Annotated in this window: 18 protein-coding genes and 1 pseudogene; 3 read left to right on the top strand and 16 right to left on the bottom strand. The window is 72.0% G+C overall.

Going from position 1 to position 20,807, the window contains the following annotated elements:
• Positions 1–65: 65 nt before the first annotated feature.
• Together E1262_RS12100 and E1262_RS12095 are read right to left on the bottom strand one after the other, a co-directional pair.
• On the bottom strand, positions 66–932 hold the full coding sequence (locus E1262_RS12100) for an exodeoxyribonuclease III (protein WP_132103392.1): 867 nt from the start codon (positions 930–932) through the stop codon (positions 66–68).
• Between the two features lie 47 nt (positions 933–979).
• On the bottom strand, positions 980–1,621 hold the full coding sequence (locus E1262_RS12095) for a LysE family translocator (RefSeq protein WP_132103391.1): 642 nt from the start codon (positions 1,619–1,621) through the stop codon (positions 980–982).
• A 161-nt stretch (positions 1,622–1,782) separates the two neighbouring features.
• Between E1262_RS12095 and E1262_RS12090 the strand changes: the two genes are divergently transcribed.
• Positions 1,783–1,998 carry a hypothetical protein gene (locus tag E1262_RS12090; protein WP_132103390.1) on the top strand — a complete coding sequence of 72 codons (216 nt, stop codon included), beginning with the start codon at positions 1,783–1,785 and terminating at the stop codon, positions 1,996–1,998.
• Between the two features lie 28 nt (positions 1,999–2,026).
• Here E1262_RS12090 and pyk read toward each other — a convergent pair whose 3' ends face one another.
• From pyk to hisI, 14 genes and pseudogenes are all read right to left on the bottom strand, one after another.
• A complete protein-coding gene (pyk, locus tag E1262_RS12085; protein WP_132103389.1) occupies positions 2,027–3,466 on the bottom strand; it encodes a pyruvate kinase in 1,440 nt (479 codons plus the stop codon).
• Between the two features lie 27 nt (positions 3,467–3,493).
• Positions 3,494–4,963 carry a glutamate synthase subunit beta gene (locus E1262_RS12080; RefSeq protein WP_132103388.1) on the bottom strand — a complete coding sequence of 490 codons (1,470 nt, stop codon included), beginning with the start codon at positions 4,961–4,963 and terminating at the stop codon, positions 3,494–3,496.
• On the bottom strand, positions 4,956–9,515 hold the full coding sequence (gene gltB, locus E1262_RS12075; protein ID WP_132103387.1) for a glutamate synthase large subunit: 4,560 nt from the start codon (positions 9,513–9,515) through the stop codon (positions 4,956–4,958). The genes E1262_RS12080 and gltB overlap by 8 nt, the downstream gene beginning before the upstream one ends.
• Positions 9,516–10,299: 784 nt before the next feature.
• A pseudogene (gene lgt, locus E1262_RS12070) lies at positions 10,300–11,403 on the bottom strand (prolipoprotein diacylglyceryl transferase); the annotation flags it as partial.
• A 72-nt stretch (positions 11,404–11,475) separates the two neighbouring features.
• Entirely contained in the window at positions 11,476–12,300 is an 825-nt protein-coding gene (locus E1262_RS12065; protein ID WP_132103386.1) for a DsbA family protein, read from the bottom strand.
• An 88-nt stretch (positions 12,301–12,388) separates the two neighbouring features.
• The gene (locus E1262_RS12060; RefSeq protein ID WP_162605879.1) at positions 12,389–13,090 is read right to left on the bottom strand and encodes a DsbA family protein; all 702 of its coding nucleotides are present in this window, start codon (positions 13,088–13,090) and stop codon (positions 12,389–12,391) included.
• A gap of 80 nt (positions 13,091–13,170) precedes the next feature.
• On the bottom strand, positions 13,171–13,965 hold the full coding sequence (gene trpA / locus E1262_RS12055; protein ID WP_132103384.1) for a tryptophan synthase subunit alpha: 795 nt from the start codon (positions 13,963–13,965) through the stop codon (positions 13,171–13,173).
• Complete coding sequence (gene trpB / locus E1262_RS12050) at positions 13,962–15,203, bottom strand: tryptophan synthase subunit beta (protein ID WP_132103428.1); 1,242 nt, start codon at positions 15,201–15,203, stop codon at positions 13,962–13,964. Before trpB ends, trpA begins: the two co-directional genes overlap by 4 nt.
• 137 nt (positions 15,204–15,340) lie before the next feature.
• On the bottom strand, positions 15,341–16,156 hold the full coding sequence (gene trpC / locus E1262_RS12045) for an indole-3-glycerol phosphate synthase TrpC (RefSeq protein WP_132103383.1): 816 nt from the start codon (positions 16,154–16,156) through the stop codon (positions 15,341–15,343).
• Positions 16,157–16,273: 117 nt separating this feature from the next.
• Complete coding sequence (locus tag E1262_RS12040) at positions 16,274–16,624, bottom strand: winged helix-turn-helix domain-containing protein (protein WP_132103382.1); 351 nt, start codon at positions 16,622–16,624, stop codon at positions 16,274–16,276.
• Positions 16,625–16,627: 3 nt separating this feature from the next.
• The gene (locus E1262_RS12035; protein ID WP_132103381.1) at positions 16,628–16,876 is read right to left on the bottom strand and encodes an HGxxPAAW family protein; all 249 of its coding nucleotides are present in this window, start codon (positions 16,874–16,876) and stop codon (positions 16,628–16,630) included.
• Between the two features lie 120 nt (positions 16,877–16,996).
• Positions 16,997–17,587, bottom strand: a complete 591-nt coding sequence (locus tag E1262_RS12030) for a Trp biosynthesis-associated membrane protein (protein ID WP_132103380.1) — start codon at positions 17,585–17,587, stop codon at positions 16,997–16,999.
• Positions 17,584–19,119: an anthranilate synthase component I gene (locus tag E1262_RS12025; protein WP_132103379.1), complete on the bottom strand. Its 1,536-nt coding sequence runs from the start codon at positions 19,117–19,119 to the stop codon at positions 17,584–17,586. Before E1262_RS12025 ends, E1262_RS12030 begins: the two co-directional genes overlap by 4 nt.
• On the bottom strand, positions 19,116–19,475 hold the full coding sequence (gene hisI / locus E1262_RS12020; protein ID WP_132103378.1) for a phosphoribosyl-AMP cyclohydrolase: 360 nt from the start codon (positions 19,473–19,475) through the stop codon (positions 19,116–19,118). The genes E1262_RS12025 and hisI overlap by 4 nt, the downstream gene beginning before the upstream one ends.
• 142 nt (positions 19,476–19,617) lie before the next feature.
• On the opposite strand from hisI, the gene E1262_RS12015 reads away from it, so the two are divergent.
• The gene (locus tag E1262_RS12015) at positions 19,618–20,106 is read left to right on the top strand and encodes a septum formation family protein (protein WP_162605878.1); all 489 of its coding nucleotides are present in this window, start codon (positions 19,618–19,620) and stop codon (positions 20,104–20,106) included.
• Between the two features lie 100 nt (positions 20,107–20,206).
• Positions 20,207–20,791: a septum formation family protein gene (locus E1262_RS12010; RefSeq protein WP_132103376.1), complete on the top strand. Its 585-nt coding sequence runs from the start codon at positions 20,207–20,209 to the stop codon at positions 20,789–20,791.
• Positions 20,792–20,807: the final 16 nt, after the last annotated feature.

Genomic DNA, 20,807 nt, shown 5'->3' with positions numbered 1-20,807 from the left:
GACGAACCCGCGCCGTCGCGGAGCGGCCACCGGCGTCGCGGCCGACGCGGACGGCGGCATGCTGCTCAGGTCTTCGACTGGGGCAGCTTGACCGAGCCGCGGCGCGGGGCGGCGGCCGACGGTGGGGGAACGACCGGGCCGATGTCGCCGTCAGGAGCCTCGTCGAGGTCGACGATGACCGGGGCGTGGTCGCTGGGGCCGGTGCCCTTGCGCGCGTGCCGGTCGACCCAGGCGGCGGCGACCCGCTCGGCCACCGGGTCGCTGGCCAGCATGAGGTCGATGCGCATGCCGAGGTCCTTGTGGAACATGCCGGCGCGGTAGTCCCAGTAGGTGAAGACCCGTTCGGCAGGCCAGCGGTCGCGGACGACGTCGTGCAGGCCGGCGGACTGGAGGTCGGCCAGGGCAGCGCGCTCGGGCTGCGTGACGTGGGTCTGCCCGACGTAGGCGCCGGGGTCGAACACGTCGGCGTCGGTGGGTGCGATGTTCATGTCGCCGCACACCATGACGGCGTCGGGGCCGGCTGCGACCTGCGCGCGCAGCGCCGCCAGCCACTCCAGTTTGTAGGCGTAGTGCTCGGAGTCGGGCTCGCGACCGTTGGGGACGTAGACCGAGTGCACCCGCACTCCCCCGCAGGTGGCCGAGACGGCGCGCGCCTCCTGGTGCGGGAAGCCCGGCCCGCCGGGCAGCCCGGTGACGACGTCGTCGAGGCCGACCCTCGAGAACAGCGCGACGCCGTTCCAGCGCGCCTCACCGTGGTAGGCCGCCTGGTAGCCGCGCTGCTCGAGCTCGGCGCCGAGCAGCTCCTCGATGAGGTCGTCGGCGAGCTTGGTCTCCTGCAGGCAGACGACGTCGGGGCGGCGCTGGTCGAGCCAGGGCAGCAGCCGCGGCAACCGCTGCTTGACGGAGTTGACGTTCCAAGTGGCGACTCTCACCGCACCTACCGTAGCCGCGTCCACCGACACGATCGACGGCGACAGCGTCAGCGGTGCTGCAGCGCCAGCCGCAGCCCGAAGCCGACCAGCACGATGCCCGTCACGCGGTCGGCCACGCGGGCGAACCGGGACCGGCCCAGCGTGCGCACCATGAATCCGGCGCCGGCGATGACGAACGCGAACCAGAGCATTCCGATGACGTTGTGCACGACCGCGAGCAGAATTCCCATCAGCAGCGGCGACATGCCGTCGGGAATGAACTGCGGAATGGTGGCCACATAGAACACCCCGATCTTCGGATTGAGGATGTTCGTGCCCAGACCCGTGAGCCACGAGACCCACAGCGACCCGCGGTCCGGCGAATCCACCGCCGGCAGCCTATCGTCGTCGCCCTGCCGCCGGAAGCTCGTCCACAGCAGCTGCGCCCCGAGCGCCACCAGGTACGCCGCACCGGCCAGCGTAAGCACGCGGTATGCCGTCTCCGACGCGACCAGCAGTGCCGACGCACCCACGGCCGCCGCGACGCCCCAGGCCAAGCAGCCGGCGCCGATGCCCAGCGCCGCGGCGATGGCGTGCCCGCGGCCGCGGCTGACGGCGGCGCGCAGCACCAGCGCGGTGTCGAGACCGGGAATGACGGTGAGCAGGGCGGCCACGACGGAGAACGACAGCAAAGCCTGTGCGATGGTCACGGACCACCTTAACCCGGGCAACTCGGACGGATACCGCCGCCGCCCCGCGGGATTTTACTCGTCGTCAGAATGACGAACAAGACTGTTCATGATCGACCGCTTCGGTTACGGTCCGGAATGGAGCTGCTGCACTTTCCCGAACGTGAGAAACGAGGCCGCCCATGGACCGTCTCCAGCACATCGTGACTTTCTGCGGCAACTGCGACTGCGGCTGTCCGGAATTGTTCCTCGACCACAACGCTCCCCCGGAGCGCCGGGTCGTCATCACCGACGACTTCGGCCAGCGGGTGCAGATGAGCCTGGCGCAGTTCCGCGTCATCGTCGAGTCGGCCAAGGAGGGCCAGCTCGACGACGTCCTGCAGCCGGCCAACGCCTGAGCGCCGGCCGGCCGCCGCACGGCGCCCGTCAGTGGTAGGCCGGCGCCACCTTGCCGACGGCGTCGCCGATGCGGTGCACCCGCATGGCGTTGGTCGAGCCCGGGATGCCGGGCGGGGACCCGGCGACGATGATCACGAGGTCGCCGCGGCGGCAGCGCTCCTGCTCGAGCAGCATGCGGTCGACCTGCTTGACCATCTCGTCGGTGTGGTCGACGTGCTCGGCGGTGAACGCCTCGATGCCCCACGACAGCGCCAGCTGGTGCCGGGTGGCGCTCAGCGGGCTGAAGGCCAGCAGCGAGATGGCGGGCCGCAGCCGGGCCATCCGGCGCGCGGAGTCGCCGCTCTGGGTGAACGCGACCAGGTACTTCGCGCCCAGCAGGGCACCGGTCTCGACCGCGGCCTTGGTGATGGCGCCGCCCTTGGTGCGCGGCTGGGTGCCCAGGGGCGGGATGCGCTCGAGGCCGTGCTCCTCGACCGTCTCGACGATCTTCGCCATGGTGGCGACGGTCTCGATGGGATAGGCACCGACGCTGGTCTCGCCGGACAGCATGACGGCGTCGGCGCCGTCGAGGACGGCGTTGGCGACGTCGGAGGTCTCGGCGCGGGTCGGCCGCGGGTTGGTGATCATGGAGTCGAGCATCTGGGTGGCGACGATGACCGGCTTGGCCCGGCGCCGGCACAGCTCGACGGCGCGCTTCTGCACCAGCGGGACGTCCCACAGCGGCAGTTCGACGCCGAGGTCGCCACGGGCCACCATGACGCCGTCGAACGCGTCGACGATCTCGGCGAGGTTCTCGACCGCCTGCGGCTTCTCGACCTTCGCGATGACCGGCAGCCGCACGCCCTCTTCGGCCATGATGCGGTGCACGTCGTCGACGTCGGAGGCGGAGCGGACGAACGACAGGGCGATCATGTCGGCGCCGATGCGCAGCCCCCAGCGCAGGTCCTCGATGTCCTTCTCGGACAGCGCCGGCACGCTGACGGCGGTGCCCGGCAGGTTGAGGCCCTTGTGGTTGGAGACCTTGCCGCCGATGACGACGGTGGTGACGACGTCGGTGTCGGTGACGTCGGTGACCTCGAGCGAGAGCCGGCCGTCGTCGATCAGCACGGTGTCGCCGGCCGTGACGTCGCCAGGCAGTCCCTTGTAGGTGGTGGACGCACGCTCGGCCGTGCCCTCGACGTCCTCGACGGTGATCACGAAGGTCTGGCCGACCTCGAGCTCCGCCGAGCCGTCCACGAACTCGCCCAGCCGGATCTTCGGGCCCTGCAGGTCGACGAGGACGCCCACGTTGCGCTCGGCCTCGGTGGCCGCCTTACGCACTCGCAGGTACCGTTCCTCGTGCTCCGCGTGGCTGCCGTGGCTGAGGTTGAACCGTGCGACGTCCATGCCGACGTCGATCAGTTCCCGCAGCCGCTCCGGCGAGTCGGTCGCTGGACCAAGAGTGCAAACAATCTTCGCTCTACGCACGTCCGCCAACACTAGTCTTCTCAGGGCTCAAACCGCGAGCGGACGGTCGGTGGGCGAGACCGGCGAGGGCAGCCGGTCGACCCCGGTCAGCTTGCGGTCGACGGCCGCCGCGACCGATCGGCCCTCGGCGATCGCCCACACGATGAGCGACTGGCCGCGTCCGGCGTCGCCGGCCACGAACACGCCGGGAATGGTCGTCTCGAACGAGTCGTCGCGGACGATGTTGCCCCGCGCGTCGAGTTCGACGCCGAGCTGCTCGATCAGCGGCGACTTCTCCGGGCCGACGAACCCCATGGCCAGCAGGACGAGGTCGGCCGGCAGCTCGCGCTCGGTGCCGGGCACCGGCTCGAACCCGCCGGTCTCGGTGCGCCGGACCTCGACCAGCCGCAGCGCCGTCACCCTGCCGCCGTCGCCGACGAACGCCTGGGTGGAGACCGCGTAGACGCGCTCGCCGCCCTCCTCGTGGGCGCTGGACGTGCGCAGCATCAGCGGCCAGGTCGGCCACGGCGTCGATGGGTGCCGGGTGCCGGGCGGCTCGGGCATGATCTCCAGCTGGGTGATCGACGCCGCGCCCTGCCGGTGGGCGGTGCCCAGGCAGTCGGCGCCGGTGTCGCCGCCACCGATGATGATGACGTGCTTGCCCTCGGCGGTGATCTGGCCGGGGACGGCCTCGCCGAGCGCCGTGCGGTTGGCCTGCGGCAGGTACTCCATGGCCTGGTGGACGCCGTCGAGCTCGCGGCCCGGGATCGGGAGGTCGCGCCAGTCGGTGGCGCCCACGGCCAGCACGACGGCGTCGTAGCGGGCCCGCAGCTCCTTGCCGGTGACGGCGACGCCGACCTCGACGCCGGTGCGGAAGATGGTGCCCTCGGCACGCATCTGGTCCAGCCGGCGGTCGAGGTGCCGCTTCTCCATCTTGAACTCGGGGATGCCATAGCGCAGCAGCCCGCCGGCGCGGTCGGCCCGCTCGTAGACGGCGACGGTGTGCCCGGCGCGGGTCAGCTGCTGGGCGACGGCCAGGCCGGCCGGGCCGGATCCGATGACGGCCACCGTCCGGTCGGTCAGCCGCTCCGGCGGCAGCGGCGCCACCCAGCCCTCGTCGAACGCCTTGTCGATGATGGAGACCTCGACGTTCTTGATGGTGACGGCGTCGTCGGCGATGGCGACCACACAGGCCGCCTCGCACGGCGCGGGGCACAGCCGCCCGGTGAACTCCGGGAAGTTGTTGGTGGCGTGCAGCCGCTCGGCCGCCACCTTCCAGTCGTCGCGCCAGACGAGGTCGTTCCACTCCGGGATGAGGTTGCCCAGCGGGCAGCCGTGGTGGCAGAACGGGATGCCGCAGTCCATACAGCGCCCGGCCTGCTCGACGATGATCGGCAGCAGCGTGCGGCCGATGCCCGGTTCGGGATAGACCTCGTTCCAGTCGCGCAGCCGCTCCTCGACCGGGCGCGGCGTCGCACCCCGGCGCGGGGTCTTCAGGAAGCCTCGTGGGTCAGCCATGCGCCGCCTCCATGATCGCGACGTCCACATCGCGTCCATCGCGCTCGGCGGCGGCCTTGGCGGCGAGCACTCGCTTGTAGTCCGTGGGCATGATGAGCGAGAACCGGACCATCGCCGCCGTCCAGTCGGCCAGCAGCGCCTCGGCCACGGCCGAGCCGGTCTCGTCACGGTACTTCTCGATGATGCCGTGCAGCCGGGCCAGCTCGCCGGCGTCGGGCGTCTCGATCTCGACCATCTCGGAGTTCACCAGGCTGGGGTCGAGATCGAGCACGAACGCCGTCCCGCCGGACATTCCGGCGGCGATGTTGCGGCCGGTGCGGCCGAGCACGACGACGGTCCCGCCAGTCATGTACTCGCAGGCGTGGTCGCCGACGCCCTCGACGACGGCCGTGACGCCGGAGTTGCGCACGCAGAATCGCTCGCCCACGAGGCCGCGGACGAACAGTTCGCCGCCGGTGGCGCCATAGGCGGCGACGTTGCCGGCGATGATGTTCTCTTCGGCGGCGAATGGCGCACTGCGGTCGGGCCGGACGATCACCCGGCCCCCCGAGAGCCCCTTGGCGAGGTAGTCGTTGACGTCGCCCTCGAGCCGCAGCGTGACGCCGGCCGGCAAGAACGCACCGAACGACTGCCCGGCCGAGCCGGTGAACGTGACGTCGATGGTGTCGTCGGGCAGGCCGGCGCCGCCCGTGCGCTTGGTGACCTCGTGGCCGAGCATGGTGCCGACGGTGCGGTTGACGTTGCGCACCTCGAGCTTGATCTGCACCCGCTCGCCCTGCTCCAGCGCGTCGGTGGCCAGCGCGAGGAGCTGGTTGTCCAGTGCCTTCTCCAGCCCGTGGTCCTGGCCGACCACCTGGTGCCGGGCGGCGCCGTCGGGCAGCTCCGGCACGTGCAGGATGGGCGAGAGGTCCAGCCCGGCGGCCTTCCAGTGGTCGACGGCGGCCTCGGTGTCGAGCAGGTCGGCCCGCCCGATGGCTTCGTCGAGGCTGCGGAAGCCCAGCTGGGCGAGGTACTCGCGCACCTCTTCGGCGATGTACTGGAAGAAGTTGACGACGAACTCCGGCCGGCCGGTGAACTTCTTGCGCAGCTCAGGGTTCTGCGTCGCGACGCCGACCGGGCAGGTGTCGAGGTGGCAGACCCGCATCATGATGCAGCCGGACACCACCAGCGGCGCCGTCGCGAAGCCGTACTCCTCGGCACCCAGCAGCGCGGCGACGATGACGTCGCGGCCGGTCTTGAGCTGGCCGTCGGTCTGCACGACGATGCGGTCGCGCAGGCCGTTGAGCAGCAGCGTCTGCTGCGTCTCGGCCAGGCCCAGCTCCCACGGGCCGCCGGCGTGCTTGAGGCTGGTCAGCGGCGCGGCGCCGGTGCCGCCGTCGTGACCGGAGATCAGCACGACGTCGGCGTGCGCCTTCGAGACGCCCGCGGCCACCGTCCCGACGCCGACCTCGGCGACCAGCTTCACGTGGATGCGGGCGGCCGGGTTGGCGTTCTTGAGGTCGTGGATGAGCTGCTTGAGGTCCTCGATCGAGTAGATGTCGTGGTGCGGCGGCGGCGAGATGAGGCCGACGCCCGGCGTCGAGTGCCGGGTGCGCGCCACCCACGGGTACACCTTGTGGCCGGGCAGCTGGCCGCCCTCGCCGGGCTTCGCGCCCTGCGCCATCTTGATCTGGATGTCGTCGGCGTTGCTCAGGTAGTCGGACGTCACGCCGAACCGGCCGCTGGCCACCTGCTTGATGGCGCTGCGCCGCTCGGGGTCGTACAGGCGGTCGGTGTCTTCGCCGCCCTCGCCGGTGTTGGACTTGCCGCCGAGGCGGTTCATCGCGATGGCGAGGGTCTCGTGCGCCTCCTTGCTGATGGAGCCGTACGACATGGCGCCGGTGGAGAACCTCCTGACAATGCTGTCGATGCTCTCCACGTCCTCGATCGGCACCGGCGGGCGCTCGCCCGTCTTCAGCGTGAACAGGCCGCGCAGCGTCATCAGCCGCTTCGACTGCTCGTCGACCTGCCGGGTGTACTGCTTGAACACGTCGTAGCGGCCGGCCCGGGTGGAGTGCTGCAGCCGGAACACCGTCTCGGGGTCGAACAGGTGCGGCTCGCCCTCGCGCCGCCACTGGTACTCGCCGCCGACCTCCAGCTTGCGGTGCCGGGTGGCGCTGCCGCCGCGCGGGTACGCCCGGGCGTGCCGGCGGCGGACCTCCTCGGCGATGCCGTCGAGGCCGATGCCGCCGAGGCGGGACGTCGTGCCGGTGAAGTACCGGTCGACGACCTCGGCCGACAGCCCCAGCGCCTCGAAGATCTGAGCGCCGGTGTACGACGCGACCGTCGAGACACCCATCTTGCTCATGACCTTGAGCACGCCCTTGCCGAGCGCCTTGATGAGGTTGGCGACCGCCTTCTCCGGGCTGACCCCGGGCAGCAGGGTGCCCTGACGGACGAGGTCCTCGACGCTCTCCATCGCGAGGTACGGGTTCACCGCGCCGGCGCCGTAGCCGATGAGCAGCGCGACGTGGTGCACCTCGCGCACGTCGCCGGCCTCGACCACGAGGCCGACCTTGGTGCGGCTCTTCTCGCGGATGAGGTGGTGGTGCACCGCGGACGTGAGCAGCAGCGACGGGATGGGGGCCAGCGTGGTGTCGGAGTGCCGGTCGGACAGCACGACGATGCGCGCGCCGGACTCGATCGCCTTCGACGCCTCGGCACAGATCTCGGCGAGGCGTCGGCCCAACTCCGCTCCCCCGCCGGCGACGTCATACAGGCCGCGGATGACGTGGGTGGCGTAGCCGGGCAGGTTGCCGTCGCGGTTGATGTGGATGATCTTGGCGAGCTGATCGTTGTCGATGACCGGGAACGGCAGCACGAGCTGGCGGCACGACGCGGGGCCCGGGTCGAGCAGGTTGCCCTCGGGACCAATGGTGCCGGCCAGCGACGTGACCAGCTCTTCCCGGATGGCGTCCAGCGGCGGGTTCGTGACCTGCGCGAACAGCTGCGAGAAGTAGTCGAACAGCAGCCGCGGCCGGTCGGACAGCGTGGCGATGGGCGTATCGGTGCCCATCGATCCGATCGGCTCCGCGCCGGACTTGGCCATCGGCGCGAGCAGCAGCCGCAGCTCCTCCTCGGTGTAGCCGAAGGTCTGCTGGCGGCGGGAGACGCTGGCGTGGGTGTGCACGACGTGCTCGCGCTCGGGGAGGTCGCCGAGGCGGATCAGGCCGGCGTGCAGCCACTCGCCGTACGGCTCCTGCGCGGCGAGGGCGTCCATGACCTCGTCGTCGTCCATGACCTTGTGGCCGGCGACGTCGACGAGGAACATGCGGCCCGGCTCGAGGCGGCCCTTGCGCACCACCCTCGCCGGGTCGAGGTCGAGGACGCCCGCCTCCGACGCCAGCACGACCAGGCCGTCGTCGGTGATCCAGTACCGGCCCGGGCGCAGGCCGTTGCGGTCGAGCACGGCGCCGACCAGGCTGCCGTCGGTGAAGACGACCGCGGCCGGGCCGTCCCACGGCTCCATGATCGTGCTGTGGAACTCGAAGAAGTCGCGCCGCGACTTCGAGATGCCCTGGTGGTTCTCCCACGCCTCCGGGATCATCATGCGCACCGCGTGCGGCAGGCTGCGGCCGCCCAGGTGCAGCAGCTCGAGCACCTCGTCGAAGCTGGCGGAGTCGCTGCCGTCGGGCGCGACGACCGGGTACAGCCGGGACAGCTCGCCGCCGAAGACGTCGCCGGCCAGCTGCGACTCGCGGGCCCGCATCCAGTTGCGATTGCCCTGGACGGTGTTGATCTCGCCGTTGTGTGCGACGAAGCGGTACGGGTGCGCCAGCGGCCAGCTCGGGAACGTGTTCGTCGAGAACCGCGAGTGCACGACGGCGATGGCGCTGGCCAGCCGCTCGTCGGAGAGGTCGGGGAAGAACGGCTCCAGCTGGCCGGTCGTCAGCATGCCCTTGTAGACGAGGGTGCGAGACGACAGGCTCGGGAAGTACGCGCCGGTGGTGCGCTCGAGGCGCTTGCGCAGCGCGAACGCCTTGCGGTCGAGGTCGATACCGCTGATTCCACGGACGTCGCCGACTGTCACATTTTCGCCCTCGGCGGAGAAGCGTGCCTCGGCCGTGACGAAGAGCTGACGGATGCGCGGCAGCGTCGAGCGGGCCGTCTTGCCCAGCAGCTCGGGCGTCGTCGGCACGTCGCGCCAGGCGAGTACCGTCAGGCCCTCGTCGGCGGCGATGTGCGCGGTGGCCTCGACGATCTCCGCGTCCTGCGCGTCGTCGTCGGGGATGAAGGCCAGCCCCGTGGCGTAGTGCCCGGCCGCGGGCAGCTCGACGCCGGCGACCGCGCGGCAGAACGCGTCGGGGACCTGTATGAGGATGCCGGCACCGTCGCCGGAGTCGGGCTCGGCGCCCGAGGCGCCCCGGTGGTCGAGATTGCTCAGGGCGGTCAGCCCGCGATCGATGATCGCGCGACTGGCCACGCCGTCGAGCGTGGCCACGAAGGCCACGCCGCAGGCGTCGTGCTCGAACCGCGGGTCGTAGAGACCCTGGGGGTGAGGCGTGAGGCGCATGGCACTCCCGTCGTCGTGAGACTGGCGGCGGGTGCAGGGACGGCGATGGCCCGTGCGTGAAGTTTCGTGGAGATTACAACACTTCGGCCGTCATGTGTTGTCGCGTCTCTCCATGATATCGGCGACGGTGGTGACTAGCACGGCGGCGAACCCGCTGTTGATCATCGGATTCTCCACCGAGGACCGGCCGTCGCCGCAGATCGTCAGGTCAGCGGACTGTCGGACCGTACAAGTACGTTGACGTCCTCGCAGTTGTGAAGGGCACCACCTCGGCGTGGCGGAAGCGGTTCGTGGCCGTTTCGTGACGTAACACGGCACCCCCACCGGCACGAGCTGACGTGGGTTCCTCCATGATCATCAAGGATTCCACCCCCTATGGCGTGGAGGATCCTGGATGATCACGGGATGTCCGCACGCGTCAGCTGCCGGTGGCGGGCGGGCTCGTCGACTCGGCGGCCGGAGCTGCCGTAGGTGCTTCGGGTGCGGCCTTCGTCGCGGGCGTCTTCTTCGCCGGCGCCTTCTTCGCGGCGGCGCTCCTCGTCGCGGCGGCCGCGGTCTTCGCCACCGGTGCCTTCTTCGCCGTGGTCGCGGCCTTCTTGGCGGCCGGCGCCTTCTTGGCTGCAGCCGACTTCGCCGGGGCGGCGTCGTCGGCCTCGGCGGCCTTCGCCATAGTTGCCGCCTTCTTGGCCGCCGGCGCCTTCTTCGCCGTGGTCGCCGTCTTCTTGGCGGCCGGCGCCTTCTTCGCGGCAGCCGACTTCGCCGTGGTCTTCTTCGCGGCCGCCGTGCTCGCGGTCGTCGCGCCCGCGGCCGTCGCCGCAGCCGCAGTGGTCTTGGCCGGAACCTTCTCCGTGTCCCGCGGCTTCGCCGTGTCCCCCGGCTCGTCCGCGTCGGCCGGCTTGTCGCCGTCGGCCGGCTTCGGCTCGTCGGCGGGCCTCTCCCCGGCCGCGGGCTTGGCGTCGGCCGGCTGCTTCTCCCCGTCCTCCGGCTCGTCGTCGGGGAGGGTGATGGGCGTGTCGTCCTCGGCCTTGGCGTTGTCGTCGAACGGGTCGGGCTGGTCGTAGAAGCCGCGCAGCGTCTCGGGCTCCTCGCGCCCGGGGTTGCGCTTGAGCGACCAGAAGAAGTAGCCGAGCGCCGCCACGAAGATCAGGCCGGTCACCCAGAGGTTGACCCGGACGCCGAAGACCTCGTTGGCGGGGTCGATGCGCAGGTACTCCCAGAAGCCGCGGCCCAGCGTGTAGCCCGCCACGTACAGCGCGAACAGCCGGCCGTGGCCGATGGTGTACCGCTTGTCGGCCCACAGCAGCAGCAACGCCAGCCCGATCGCCCACAGCGACTCGTACAGGAACGTCGGGTGGAAGGTCGCCACGTCGGCGTAGCCCTCCGGCCGGTGGGCTGGGTCGATCTCCAGGGCCCACGGCAGGTCGGTCGGACGGCCGAACAGCTCCTGGTTGAACCAGTTGCCCCACCGGCCGACGGCCTGGGCGAGCAGGATGCCGGGAGCCAGGGCGTCGGCCATGGCCGCGAACGGGACGCCGCGGCGGCGGCAGGCGATCCAGACGCCGAGGGCGCCCATGGCGATGGCGCCCCAGATGCCCAGGCCGCCCTCCCAGATGCGCAGCGCCTGCCACGGGTCGCGGCCCTCGCGGAAGTAGAGCTGGTTGTCGGTGATGACGTGGTAGAGCCGGCCGCCGATGATGCCGAACGGCACCGCCCACACGGCGACGTCGGCGACGACGCCGGGCTCGCCGCCACGGGCGAGCCAGCGCCGGTTGCCGAGCCAGATCGCCAGCACGATGCCGGCCATGATGCACAGCGCGTACGCCCTCAGCTCGAACCCGAAGACGTCCCACGAGCCGCTGCTCGGGCTGGGAATTGAGGTGGGCACCACGGCCGGCGTCGCGATCACAGCCGAACCGTACCGGACGGGTCGATCCGGGGCATCATCGCGGTGTGCTTCACGTCACTGGGTGGCGGACGGGTTCGGCGTCTCGCCCGCGGGCGGCGTCGCCGGAGCCGTGCCGGTGGCATCGGGCGCCGGGGTGGCGAGGCTGCCGCCCGCGGCGACGGTCGCGACGGCGGCGTTGATGCCCTCGGGCGTCCACTGGGTGGAGTCGAGCAGCTCGCCGTTGACGAACACCGTCGGCGTGCCGGTGATCTCGTGGTCGCGCGCCGACTCGGGCACCGCGGCCGCCCAGTCCTCGAACTCGTCGTCGCGGACGCAGCCCTCGTAGTCGCCGCCGATGCCGACCTGCTCACCGAGGTCGACCAGCGAGCTGGTGGACCACTGGGTGCTGGCCGCGAACGCGGCGCTCTTGAACTCCACCGCCTGGCCCTCCTGCGCGGCGCAGGCGAACGCGTTGTTCGCGCGGCGGGAGTAGACGGCGCCGGTGAAGTCGAGGGGGTGGTAGACGATGTTCGCCTGGCCGGAGTCGACCAGCTCCTGGATGGCCGTGCTGTTGGCCGCCTCGAATTCCGCGCAGTGCGGGCAGAGGAAGTCCATCCAGTAGTCGATGGTGACCGGTGCGTCGGCCTCGCCGACGAGGATGCCCCCGCCGTCACCCTCGATGACCTGGCCGTTGCCGGACCCGACGGCGTCGGGCACCGCGACCGGGCCATCGCTGCCACCGCGGCTGGCCGCGACGGCGACCGCGATGATCGCGACCGCGGCCACGACGGCCACCGCCACGCCGTAGCGCATCATCCGCTCGCGCCGCTTCTCCTGGCGCGCCTGCTCCTCGCGCATCGCCTTGATGCGCTCGCGGGCCTCGGCCTTCTTGCTGCTCATCGATGGGCTTCCTTCGACACGAGAGAGTTCATGGGAATTGACGAGGGTACAACTTCATCGACCATGACGTGAGTTCCGGCTCATACGATCACGATGTCGTCACGGCGGCGTCGACCGCGGCACGGAACTCGTCCGAGCTCATCGCCGCCGGGTTGTCGAGCGGCTCGCCGTTCAGCAGCACCGACGGTGTCGCCTCGAGGCCTTCGTCGCGGAAAACGTCGAGGACGTGCCGGCCCCAGTCAGCGTAGGTGCCGTCGCGGACGCACGACTCGAAGACGGCGTCGTCGAGGCCGGCCGCCTCGCCCGCCGCCAGCAGGTCGTCCGTCGTGTAGCCGCCGGTGCGCTCCTCTGGCTGGTTCGCGAACAGCTCCGTGAGGTACTCGACCGGACGGCCGGCGTCGATGGCGCAGCCGAACGCGTTGCTGGCGCGGTCGGACTCCTCGCCGAGGAACGCCGCCGGGTGGTAGACGACCCGGGCCGTGCCGGCGGCGGTCAGCTCCTCGAGGACCGGCCCGTTCTCGGCCTCGAACTCGCCGCAGAACGGGCACTGGAAGTCGAACCAGTAGTCGATCGTCACCGGCGCCTCCGCCTCGCCGACCGCGACGCCGGTGCCGCCGTCGACGGTGCCCGACGGGATGGCGCCGGTGCCCTCGGGACCGTCCGACGACCGGTTGACCAGCACGATCGCGATGACCGCGACGACGACCAGGATGCCGGCGGAGATGCCGGCCCGCAGGAACCGCTCGCGGCGACGCTCGGCCAGCGCCCGGGCCTCCGCCTCCTTGCGCATCGCCTCGGCCCTCAGCCGAGCTGCTTGTCTCTTAGAGCCTCGGGCCGGCGGCCGATTGTCGTGGTCCCGCTTGCTGGCCATCAGCGCTCGCGCACTCCCCCGGCGAGGTCGGCGGCCAGCGCGGCGACGGAGGCGACCCCGGCGGCGGGGTCGGCGGCGTCGAGCAGCCGGCGGACGAACGCGGACCCGACGACGACGCCGTCGGCGAACGCGGCGATCTCGGTGGCCTGGACGGCGTTGGAGACGCCCAGCCCGACGGCGACCGGCAGCTCCGTCGTCGCGCGGGTCCGCTCGACCAGCCCGGCCGCGGCGTCGCCGACCTGCTCGCGGGTGCCCGTGACGCCCATGACGGAGGTCGCGTAGACGAAGCCGCGGCAGGCGGCCGTCGTCATGGCGATGCGTTCGTCGGTGGACGACGGCGCGACCAGGAAGACGGTGTCGAGGCCGTGCTCGCGGGCCGCCGGGACCCAGGAGTCGTCGGCGTCGGGCGTGAGGTCGGGCGTGATGACGCCGGACCCGCCGGCCGCGGCGAGGTCGCGGGCGAACGCCCGTGCCCCGTAGCGGTCCAGCGGGTTCCAGTACGACATGACGACGGCGGGCGCGCCGGTGGCGGCCACCGCCTCGACGACGCGCAGCACGTCGGTCGTCGTGGTGCCGGCCCGCAGCGCGGCGTCGACCGCGGTCTGGATGACCGGCCCGTCGATGAGCGGGTCGCTGTAGGGCAGCCCGACCTCGACGATGTCGACGCCGGCGTCGATCATGGCCCGCAGCGCCGCGATGGATTCGTCGACGCTGGGGTAACCGGCGGGCAGGTAGCCGACCAGCGCGGCGCGGCCCTCGGCCCGCGCCTTCTCGAACGCGACCGACGTCGTCATGCTCCGACCTCCCCCGACTCGTTCATCAGGCCGAACCACTTCGCCGCGGTGTCGACGTCCTTGTCGCCGCGCCCGGACAGGTTCACCAGGATCGTCGCGTCGGGACCGAGCCGCTCGCCCAGCCGCCGGGCGCCGGCCAGCGCGTGCGAGCTCTCGATGGCCGGGATGATCCCCTCGGTACGGCACAGCAGCCGGAACGCCTCCATGGCGTCGGCGTCGTCGACCGGCTCGTACGTCGCCCGGCCGGAGTCCTTCAGCCAGGCGTGCTCCGGTCCGACGCCCGGGTAGTCGAGGCCGGCGGAGATGGAGTGTGACTCGATGGTCTGCCCCATCTCGTCCTGCAGCAGGTACGACCGCGCGCCGTGCAGCACGCCGGGCGAGCCGGCGGTGATCGTCGCCGCGTGCCGCCCGGTCGCGACGCCGTCGCCGCCGGCTTCGAAGCCGTACAGGGCGACGTCGGCGTCGTCGATGAACGCGTGGAAGATGCCGATGGCGTTGGACCCGCCGCCGACGCAGGCCGCGACGGCGTCGGGCAGCCGGCCGGTGAGGTCGAGCACCTGCTGCCGCGCCTCGACGCCGATGACGCGCTGGAGGTCGCGGACCAGCGTCGGGAACGGGTGCGGCCCGGCGACCGTGCCGAACACGTAGTTCGTGGTGGCGACGTTGGTGACCCAGTCGCGCAGGGCCTCGTTGATGGCGTCCTTGAGCGTACGCGAGCCGGTCGTCACCGGGATGACCGTGGCGCCGAGCAGCCGCATGCGGGCGACGTTGAGCGCCTGCCTGCGGGTGTCCTCCTCGCCCATGTAGATGACGCACTCCAGGCCCATCAGTGCGGCCGCGGTGGCGGTGGCGACGCCGTGCTGGCCGGCGCCGGTCTCGGCGATGACCCGCGGCTTGCCGATGCGCTTGGTGAGCAGCGCCTGGCCCAGCACATTGTTGATCTTGTGCGAGCCGGTGTGGTTGAGGTCCTCGCGCTTGAGCAGGACGCGCGCGCCGCCGGCCGCCTCCGCACCGAACCGGGCCGCCTCGGTGATCGGGGTCGGCCGGCCGGTGTAGGTGGTGAGCAGGTGGTCGAGCTCGGCGGTGAAGGCTGGGTCCTGGCGTGCCGCGGCGTACTCGCGGTCGAGCTCGTCGAGCGCCGCGATCAGCGCCTCCGGGACGTAGCGGCCGCCGTAGGGGCCGAACCGGCCGGGCCGGTCCGTGCTGTCGGCGGAAAGGACGTGCCCGTTGTCGGGCATGGTGTCCACCCGAGTAGCTCCTCGATGCGTGGCAGAGATGGCTGACAGGTGACGGGAGCGCAGCATGCGCCGTCATCCGTGACGGTATCGCAGCGGGCCGAGGGCACCGCAATCGCGTTCGGTTTTCCCGCCCGGGTTCAGGCCTGGCGGCTGCCGCGGTTGAGCGCGGGATGGGCGCCGGCGGCGACGAGGTCGGCGACGGCGGCCCTGGGGTCCTTGCCGGTCACCAGGGTCTCGCCGACCAGGACGGCGTCGGCTCCGGCCCGGGCGAGGTCGATGACGTCGCGCGGGGACTTCACCCCGGACTCGGCGATCTTCACGATGCCGTCCGGGACCTTCGGCGCCAGCCGCTCGAACGTCGTGGTGTCGACGTCGAGCGTCTTGAGGTTGCGCGCGTTGATGCCGATGAGCTTCGCCCCGGCGTCGGCCGCCCGCGCCACCTCGTCGGCGGTGTGCGCCTCGACCAGCGGCGTCAGCCCGATGGACTCGGCCCGCTCGATCAGGCTCACCAGCGCGATCTGCTCGAGCGCGGCGACGATGAGCAGCGCGAGGTCGGCGCCGTAGGCGCGCGCCTCCCACAGCTGGTAGCTGGTGACGATGAAGTCCTTGCGCAGCACCGGCGCGTCGACCGCGGCCCGGACGGTCTTGAGGTCGTCGAGGGTGCCGCCGAACCGGCGCTGCTCGGTGAGCACGCTGATGGCCGCGGCGCCGCCAGACTCGTAGTCGACGGCGAGGGCGGCGGGGTCGGCGATCTCGGCCAGGGAACCGCGCGACGGGCTCGACCGTTTCACCTCTGCGATGACCGAGACACCCGGCGAACGGAGCAACGGCAGCGGATCACGGGCCGGCGGCTGCTTGGCCGCCATCTCTTTCAGCTGGTCGAGAGGGCACCGGCTCTCTCGTTCGGCCAGGTCGGCGCGCACCCCGTCGATGATCTCTTCGAGAACGCTCATCTCCGCCCCTCGCCGGTGCCACCCCGCCGAATCGGTCGACCCGGCTGGTCCAGAGTAACGGCGAGTGAAGGGTGCTCTCGACATACCCCCGGTGAAGGGGACTCGACGGCCATGTGCTCATCCCTTCGGGACGGGGTCGAGGGCGTAGCCGACGCCGCGCACCGAGCGGATCGTCAGGGCGCCGTCGAGCTTGCCGCGCAGCGTCGCCACGTGCACGTCCACGGTGCGGCTGCCGACCGGGACCGGGTAGCCCAGCGCCTGGCACATGAGCTCCTCGCGCGTGCAGACCCGGCCGGGCCGGTACATGAGATGGGCCAGCAGCGCGGCTTGTAACGGCGTCAGCGCGACCTCGCGCCCGCCCGGCGTCGCCACCCGGCGATGGTCGACGTCCAGCGTCACACCGGCGACGGAGACGACCGGCGGGCCCGCGCGGGTCCGGTCCGACGTCGTCCTGCCGGCGCGTCGCATGGCCTACCCGATGCGGTCCTCGCCCGTCGCGGCGGGCTGCCGAGGGCCGGCCTGCGTGTCGCGCTGCCCGAGGCCCATCATCTGCATGATCTTGCCGACGATGCCGCCGACCACGACCAGGCCGACGCCGCCGATCCAGAACAGCGGCCAGTTGAGCAGGATGACGGCGACGGCGCCGACCATGAAGCCGGCCAGGATCAGGATGACCGTGGTCCAGGCGGCCGCGGTGTGGCCGTGCTCGTTGTGCGCCATCGTGTGTCACGTCTCCCTGTCGTCATGGCGGCCTTACCGACATTGTGCCCGATGACCGCCGTGGCTCGTCGGCCGACCTCCGTACTCGCCCGGACCGGTGAGCGGCGGGCAGCGACCGGCTCAGGTCGTCGGGTCGTCGCCGCGGTCGAGGGCGTCCCAGGCGGCGCGGTTGCCCTCGGCCGGCTTGCTCGCGGTGCGGCGCGGCGCCCGGCCGCCGGACCGCTCGTACCGCGCGCCCATGGCCGGCCACGACGGCCCGCGCACGGCGACCAGGAGGCCGGCCGCGGCGACCAGCAGGCCCGCGACGACGACGGCAACCGCCCACGCGGGTGAGGTGGACACCGAGTCGACCGGGCCGGTGGCCTCAGGACCCGTGGTCAGCCAGTCCGACACCCGCCCCCTGAGGTCCGCCAGCGCCAGCGCGGCCATCAGCGCCTGCACCAGGCCCAGCACGGCCAGGACGCCCCCGACGACGCGCCGGCCGAGCCGCCGGACCGCCGGGATCGCCACCACCGCCGCCAGCGCCACCAGCGCGACGGCCGGGGCGAGCGGCAGCAGGTCGGACCCGGACACCGTCGTCGACGTCACGGAGAGTGCCGACGACTGCTCGGCGGTCCCCCACGTCCGGGACGCCGCCACCAGCCCGAGCACGCCACCGGCGGCCAGCAGGAGCAGCGCGCCGACGTACTCGCGGCGGACCGGCGGTGTCATTCCACCGGCCGCATCGTCTCGGCGACGGCGATGGCCCGCAGCGCCGCCGCGGCCTTGTTCCGCGATTCCGTCCACTCCGCCTCGGGATCGGAGTCGGCGACGATGCCGGCGCCGGCCTGCACGTAGCCGACGCCGTCGCGGACCAGCGCGGTGCGGATGGCGATGGCGACGTCGAGGTCACCGGCGAAGTCGAGGTAGCCGACGACGCCGCCGTACACGCCGCGGCGGACCGGCTCGAGGTCGTCGATGATCTCCATGGCCCGCACCTTCGGCGCGCCGGACAGCGTGCCGGCCGGGAAGCACGCGGCCAGCACGTCGAGCGCCTCCTGGTCGTCGCGCAGCCGCCCGACCACCGTCGACTCGATGTGCATGACGTGGCTGTAGCGGCGCACCGTCATGAAGTCGACCACGTCGACGGTGCCGGGCGCGCAGACCCTGCCGAGGTCGTTGCGGGAGAGGTCGACCAGCATGAGGTGCTCGGCCCGCTCCTTGGGGTCGGCGAGCAGCTCCTCGGCCAGCGCGGCGTCGGCCTCGGGCGTCTCGCCGCGCCACCGGGTGCCGGCGATCGGGTGCGTCATGACGCGGTCGCCGTTGACCTTGACCAGCGCCTCGGGGCTGGACCCGACGATGGAGTAGGCGCCGTCGCCGTCGCCGGCGGGACCGGGCAGCCGGACAAGGTACATGTACGGGCTCGGGTTGTCGCGGCGCAGCACCCGGTAGACGTCCAGCGCGTCGGCCGTCGTCGGGGTCTGGAAGCGCTGCGAGAGCACGATCTGGAACGCCTCGCCGGCCCGGATCTCCTCCTTGGCCCGCTCGACCGCGGCGAGGAAGTCGCCCTTCTCGGTGCGGCTGTCGTGCCGCGGCGGTGTGCCCGGGTCATAGGAGGCCACCGACGACGGCGTGGGCCGGGCCAGCTCGGCGGTCATGCGGTCCAGCCGCCCGACGGCATCGGCCCACGCCTGGTCGACTCGCTCGTCGCTGTCGTCCCAGTTGACGGCGTTGGCGACCAGCAGGATCGTGCCGTCGTCGTGGTCGAGGACGGCGACGTCGGTGGCAAACAGGAACGCGAGGTCGGGCAGCCGCAGGTCGTCGACCGTCGTAGACGGCAGCCGCTCCAGCCGGCGGACGGCGTCGTAGGAGACGAAGCCGACCAGCCCGCCGGTCAGCGGCGGCAGCCCCGGCAGCCGCTTGCTCTTCAGCGCCCGCAACGTGCCGCGCAGCGCCGCCCACGGGTCGCCGCCGGACGGCAGCCCCACCGGCGGGTTGCCGTGCCAGACGGCCTCGCCGTCGCGCTCGCTGAGCACCGCGGCCGACCGCGCGCCGACGAAGGAGTAGCGCGACCACACGCCGCCGTGCTCGGCCGACTCCAGCAGGAACGTGCCGGGCCGGTCGGCGGCCAGCTTGCGGTACACGCCGACCGGGGTCTCGCCGTCGGCCAGCAGCCGCCGGACGACGGGGATGACGCGGTGCTCCTTGGCGAGCACCCGGAAGGTCTCGAGATCTGGAGTGACGTCCAGGGCCGTGGTGGTCATGCGGCCGTCCCGGTGACGGCGTCGAGCAGGCCGTCGTCGAAGCAGGTGCGGGTGCCGGTGTGACAGGCCGGGCCCTCCTGGTCGACCTTGAGCAGCAGGGTGTCGCCGTCGCAGTCGAGGCGTACCTCGCGCACCCACTGCCGGTTCCCGGACGTCTCGCCCTTCACCCAGTACTCCGACCGGCTGCGGCTCCAGTACGTGGCCCGGCCGGTCGTGAGCGTGCGGTGCAGCGCCTCGGCGTTCATCCACGCGAGCATGAGCACCTCGCCGGTGTCGTGCTGCTGGACGACCGCGGGTAGCAGGCCGTCGGGCGTGAGGGTGAGCCGGGCGGCTACGGTGGGGTCGAGACCGGGCATTCCCCCATTGTCGCCGACGGCGCCCACGGCGGGCGACGCGCATCCCGATCTCGGGTATCGCATCGTGGACGAGACGATGACCGACTAAGGTGCCATGGTTGGGTACGACCGGGCACCCGACCCTTGACGAAGGAGCATTCTCGTGGCACGCACGCCCCGCGTCGCCGCGGCGGCGTCGGCCGCTGTGGCCGCGGTCCTGCTGCTGGCCGGCTGCTCGGACGACGGCGACGAACCGCGCCGCGACGCGTCGGGCAACGTCACCGAGTCCGCCGGCGCCGACGTGTTCGACGTGCGGCTCGGCGACTGCCTGGGTGACTTCGGCGACTCCGAGCAGGTCACCGGCGTCTCGGTCGTCCCGTGCGACCAGGAGCACGCCCAGGAGATCTACGCGACCGCGCAGATCCCTGACGGCGAGCTCCCCAGCGACGACGACCTCCGCGCCCAGGCCGAGGAGGTCTGCACCGCCGAGTTCGAGGCCTACGTCGGGCTCCCCTACGCGGAGTCCGCGCTCGACTTCACCTGGCTGCAGCCCACCGCCGAGTCGTGGGATCAGGGCGACCGCGAACTGGTCTGCCTCGTCAACGACCCCGCCGGCCCGGTGACCGGTTCGCTGCAAGGCGCGAACCGCTGAGCCTCGTGGACACCCCATTGGACCCCGCCGTCCGTCCGAGCGGGCGGCGGACGCAAGACGCCGTGCCATCGGCGTGTTCAACCTGAAGGAGACAATGATCGTGCGGATCACGATTCGTACTGCTGTCGCGGCGCTGGCCGCCGTCGCCGCGCTCAGCCTGAGCGCGTGTGGCGACGACTCGTCGGACGACAACGCCGGCGGCGACTCGACTGCCACCACCGACTCCCAGTCGGGCGAGACCCCCGCCGAGGAGACCCCGGCCGAGGACGAGACCCCCGCCGAGGAGACCCCGGCCGAGGACGAGACCGAGGCTCCAGAGGGCGACACCCAGGACGTCTTCGACGTCGGCCTGGGCGACTGCATCAGCAACTTCAACGCGGAGGAGCAGGTCAGCGAGCTCACCGTCATCCCGTGTGAGGAGGAGCACGACCAGGAGGTGTTCGCGGTCTTCGAGGTCCCGGACGGCGACTTCCCGGGCTCCGAGGCGTTCCAGACGCAGGTCGAGTCCGACTGCGTCAGCGAGTTCGAGACCTTCGTCGGCATGCCCTACAACGAGTCGGTCCTCGAGATCCAGTGGCTGGAGCCGACCGAGGAGTCGTGGGCGCAGGGCGACCGCGAGCTCGTCTGCACCGTGCTCGACCCGTCCGGCCCGGTGAGCGGCACCCTCGAGGGCGCCAACCGCTGAGGTCGGCGCGGCCTGG

This window comes from Jiangella aurantiaca, from assembly GCF_004349105.1.
Taxonomy (GTDB): domain Bacteria; phylum Actinomycetota; class Actinomycetes; order Jiangellales; family Jiangellaceae; genus Jiangella; species Jiangella aurantiaca.
The sequence above is the reverse complement of the archived record's forward strand: the minus strand, read 5'-3'. Positions and strand labels throughout refer to the sequence as shown.

Excerpts from the sequence above, each read along its gene's own strand:
- E1262_RS12090 (WP_132103390.1), top strand. The coding sequence starts at position 1,783 with ATGGACCGTCTCCAGCACATCGTGACTTTCTGCGGCAACTGCGACTGC.
- E1262_RS12080 (WP_132103388.1), bottom strand. The coding sequence starts at position 4,963 with ATGGCTGACCCACGAGGCTTCCTGAAGACCCCGCGCCGGGGTGCGACG.
- gltB (WP_132103387.1), bottom strand. The coding sequence starts at position 9,515 with ATGCGCCTCACGCCTCACCCCCAGGGTCTCTACGACCCGCGGTTCGAG.
- E1262_RS12065 (WP_132103386.1), bottom strand. The coding sequence starts at position 12,300 with ATGAGCAGCAAGAAGGCCGAGGCCCGCGAGCGCATCAAGGCGATGCGC.
- E1262_RS12060 (WP_162605879.1), bottom strand. The coding sequence starts at position 13,090 with ATGCGCAAGGAGGCGGAGGCCCGGGCGCTGGCCGAGCGTCGCCGCGAG.
- trpA (WP_132103384.1), bottom strand. The coding sequence starts at position 13,965 with ATGACGACGTCGGTCGCGTTCGAGAAGGCGCGGGCCGAGGGCCGCGCC.
- trpB (WP_132103428.1), bottom strand. The coding sequence starts at position 15,203 with ATGCCCGACAACGGGCACGTCCTTTCCGCCGACAGCACGGACCGGCCC.
- trpC (WP_132103383.1), bottom strand. The coding sequence starts at position 16,156 with ATGAGCGTTCTCGAAGAGATCATCGACGGGGTGCGCGCCGACCTGGCC.
- E1262_RS12040 (WP_132103382.1), bottom strand. The coding sequence starts at position 16,624 with ATGCGACGCGCCGGCAGGACGACGTCGGACCGGACCCGCGCGGGCCCG.
- E1262_RS12035 (WP_132103381.1), bottom strand. The coding sequence starts at position 16,876 with ATGGCGCACAACGAGCACGGCCACACCGCGGCCGCCTGGACCACGGTC.
- E1262_RS12030 (WP_132103380.1), bottom strand. The coding sequence starts at position 17,587 with ATGACACCGCCGGTCCGCCGCGAGTACGTCGGCGCGCTGCTCCTGCTG.
- E1262_RS12025 (WP_132103379.1), bottom strand. The coding sequence starts at position 19,119 with ATGACCACCACGGCCCTGGACGTCACTCCAGATCTCGAGACCTTCCGG.
- hisI (WP_132103378.1), bottom strand. The coding sequence starts at position 19,475 with ATGCCCGGTCTCGACCCCACCGTAGCCGCCCGGCTCACCCTCACGCCC.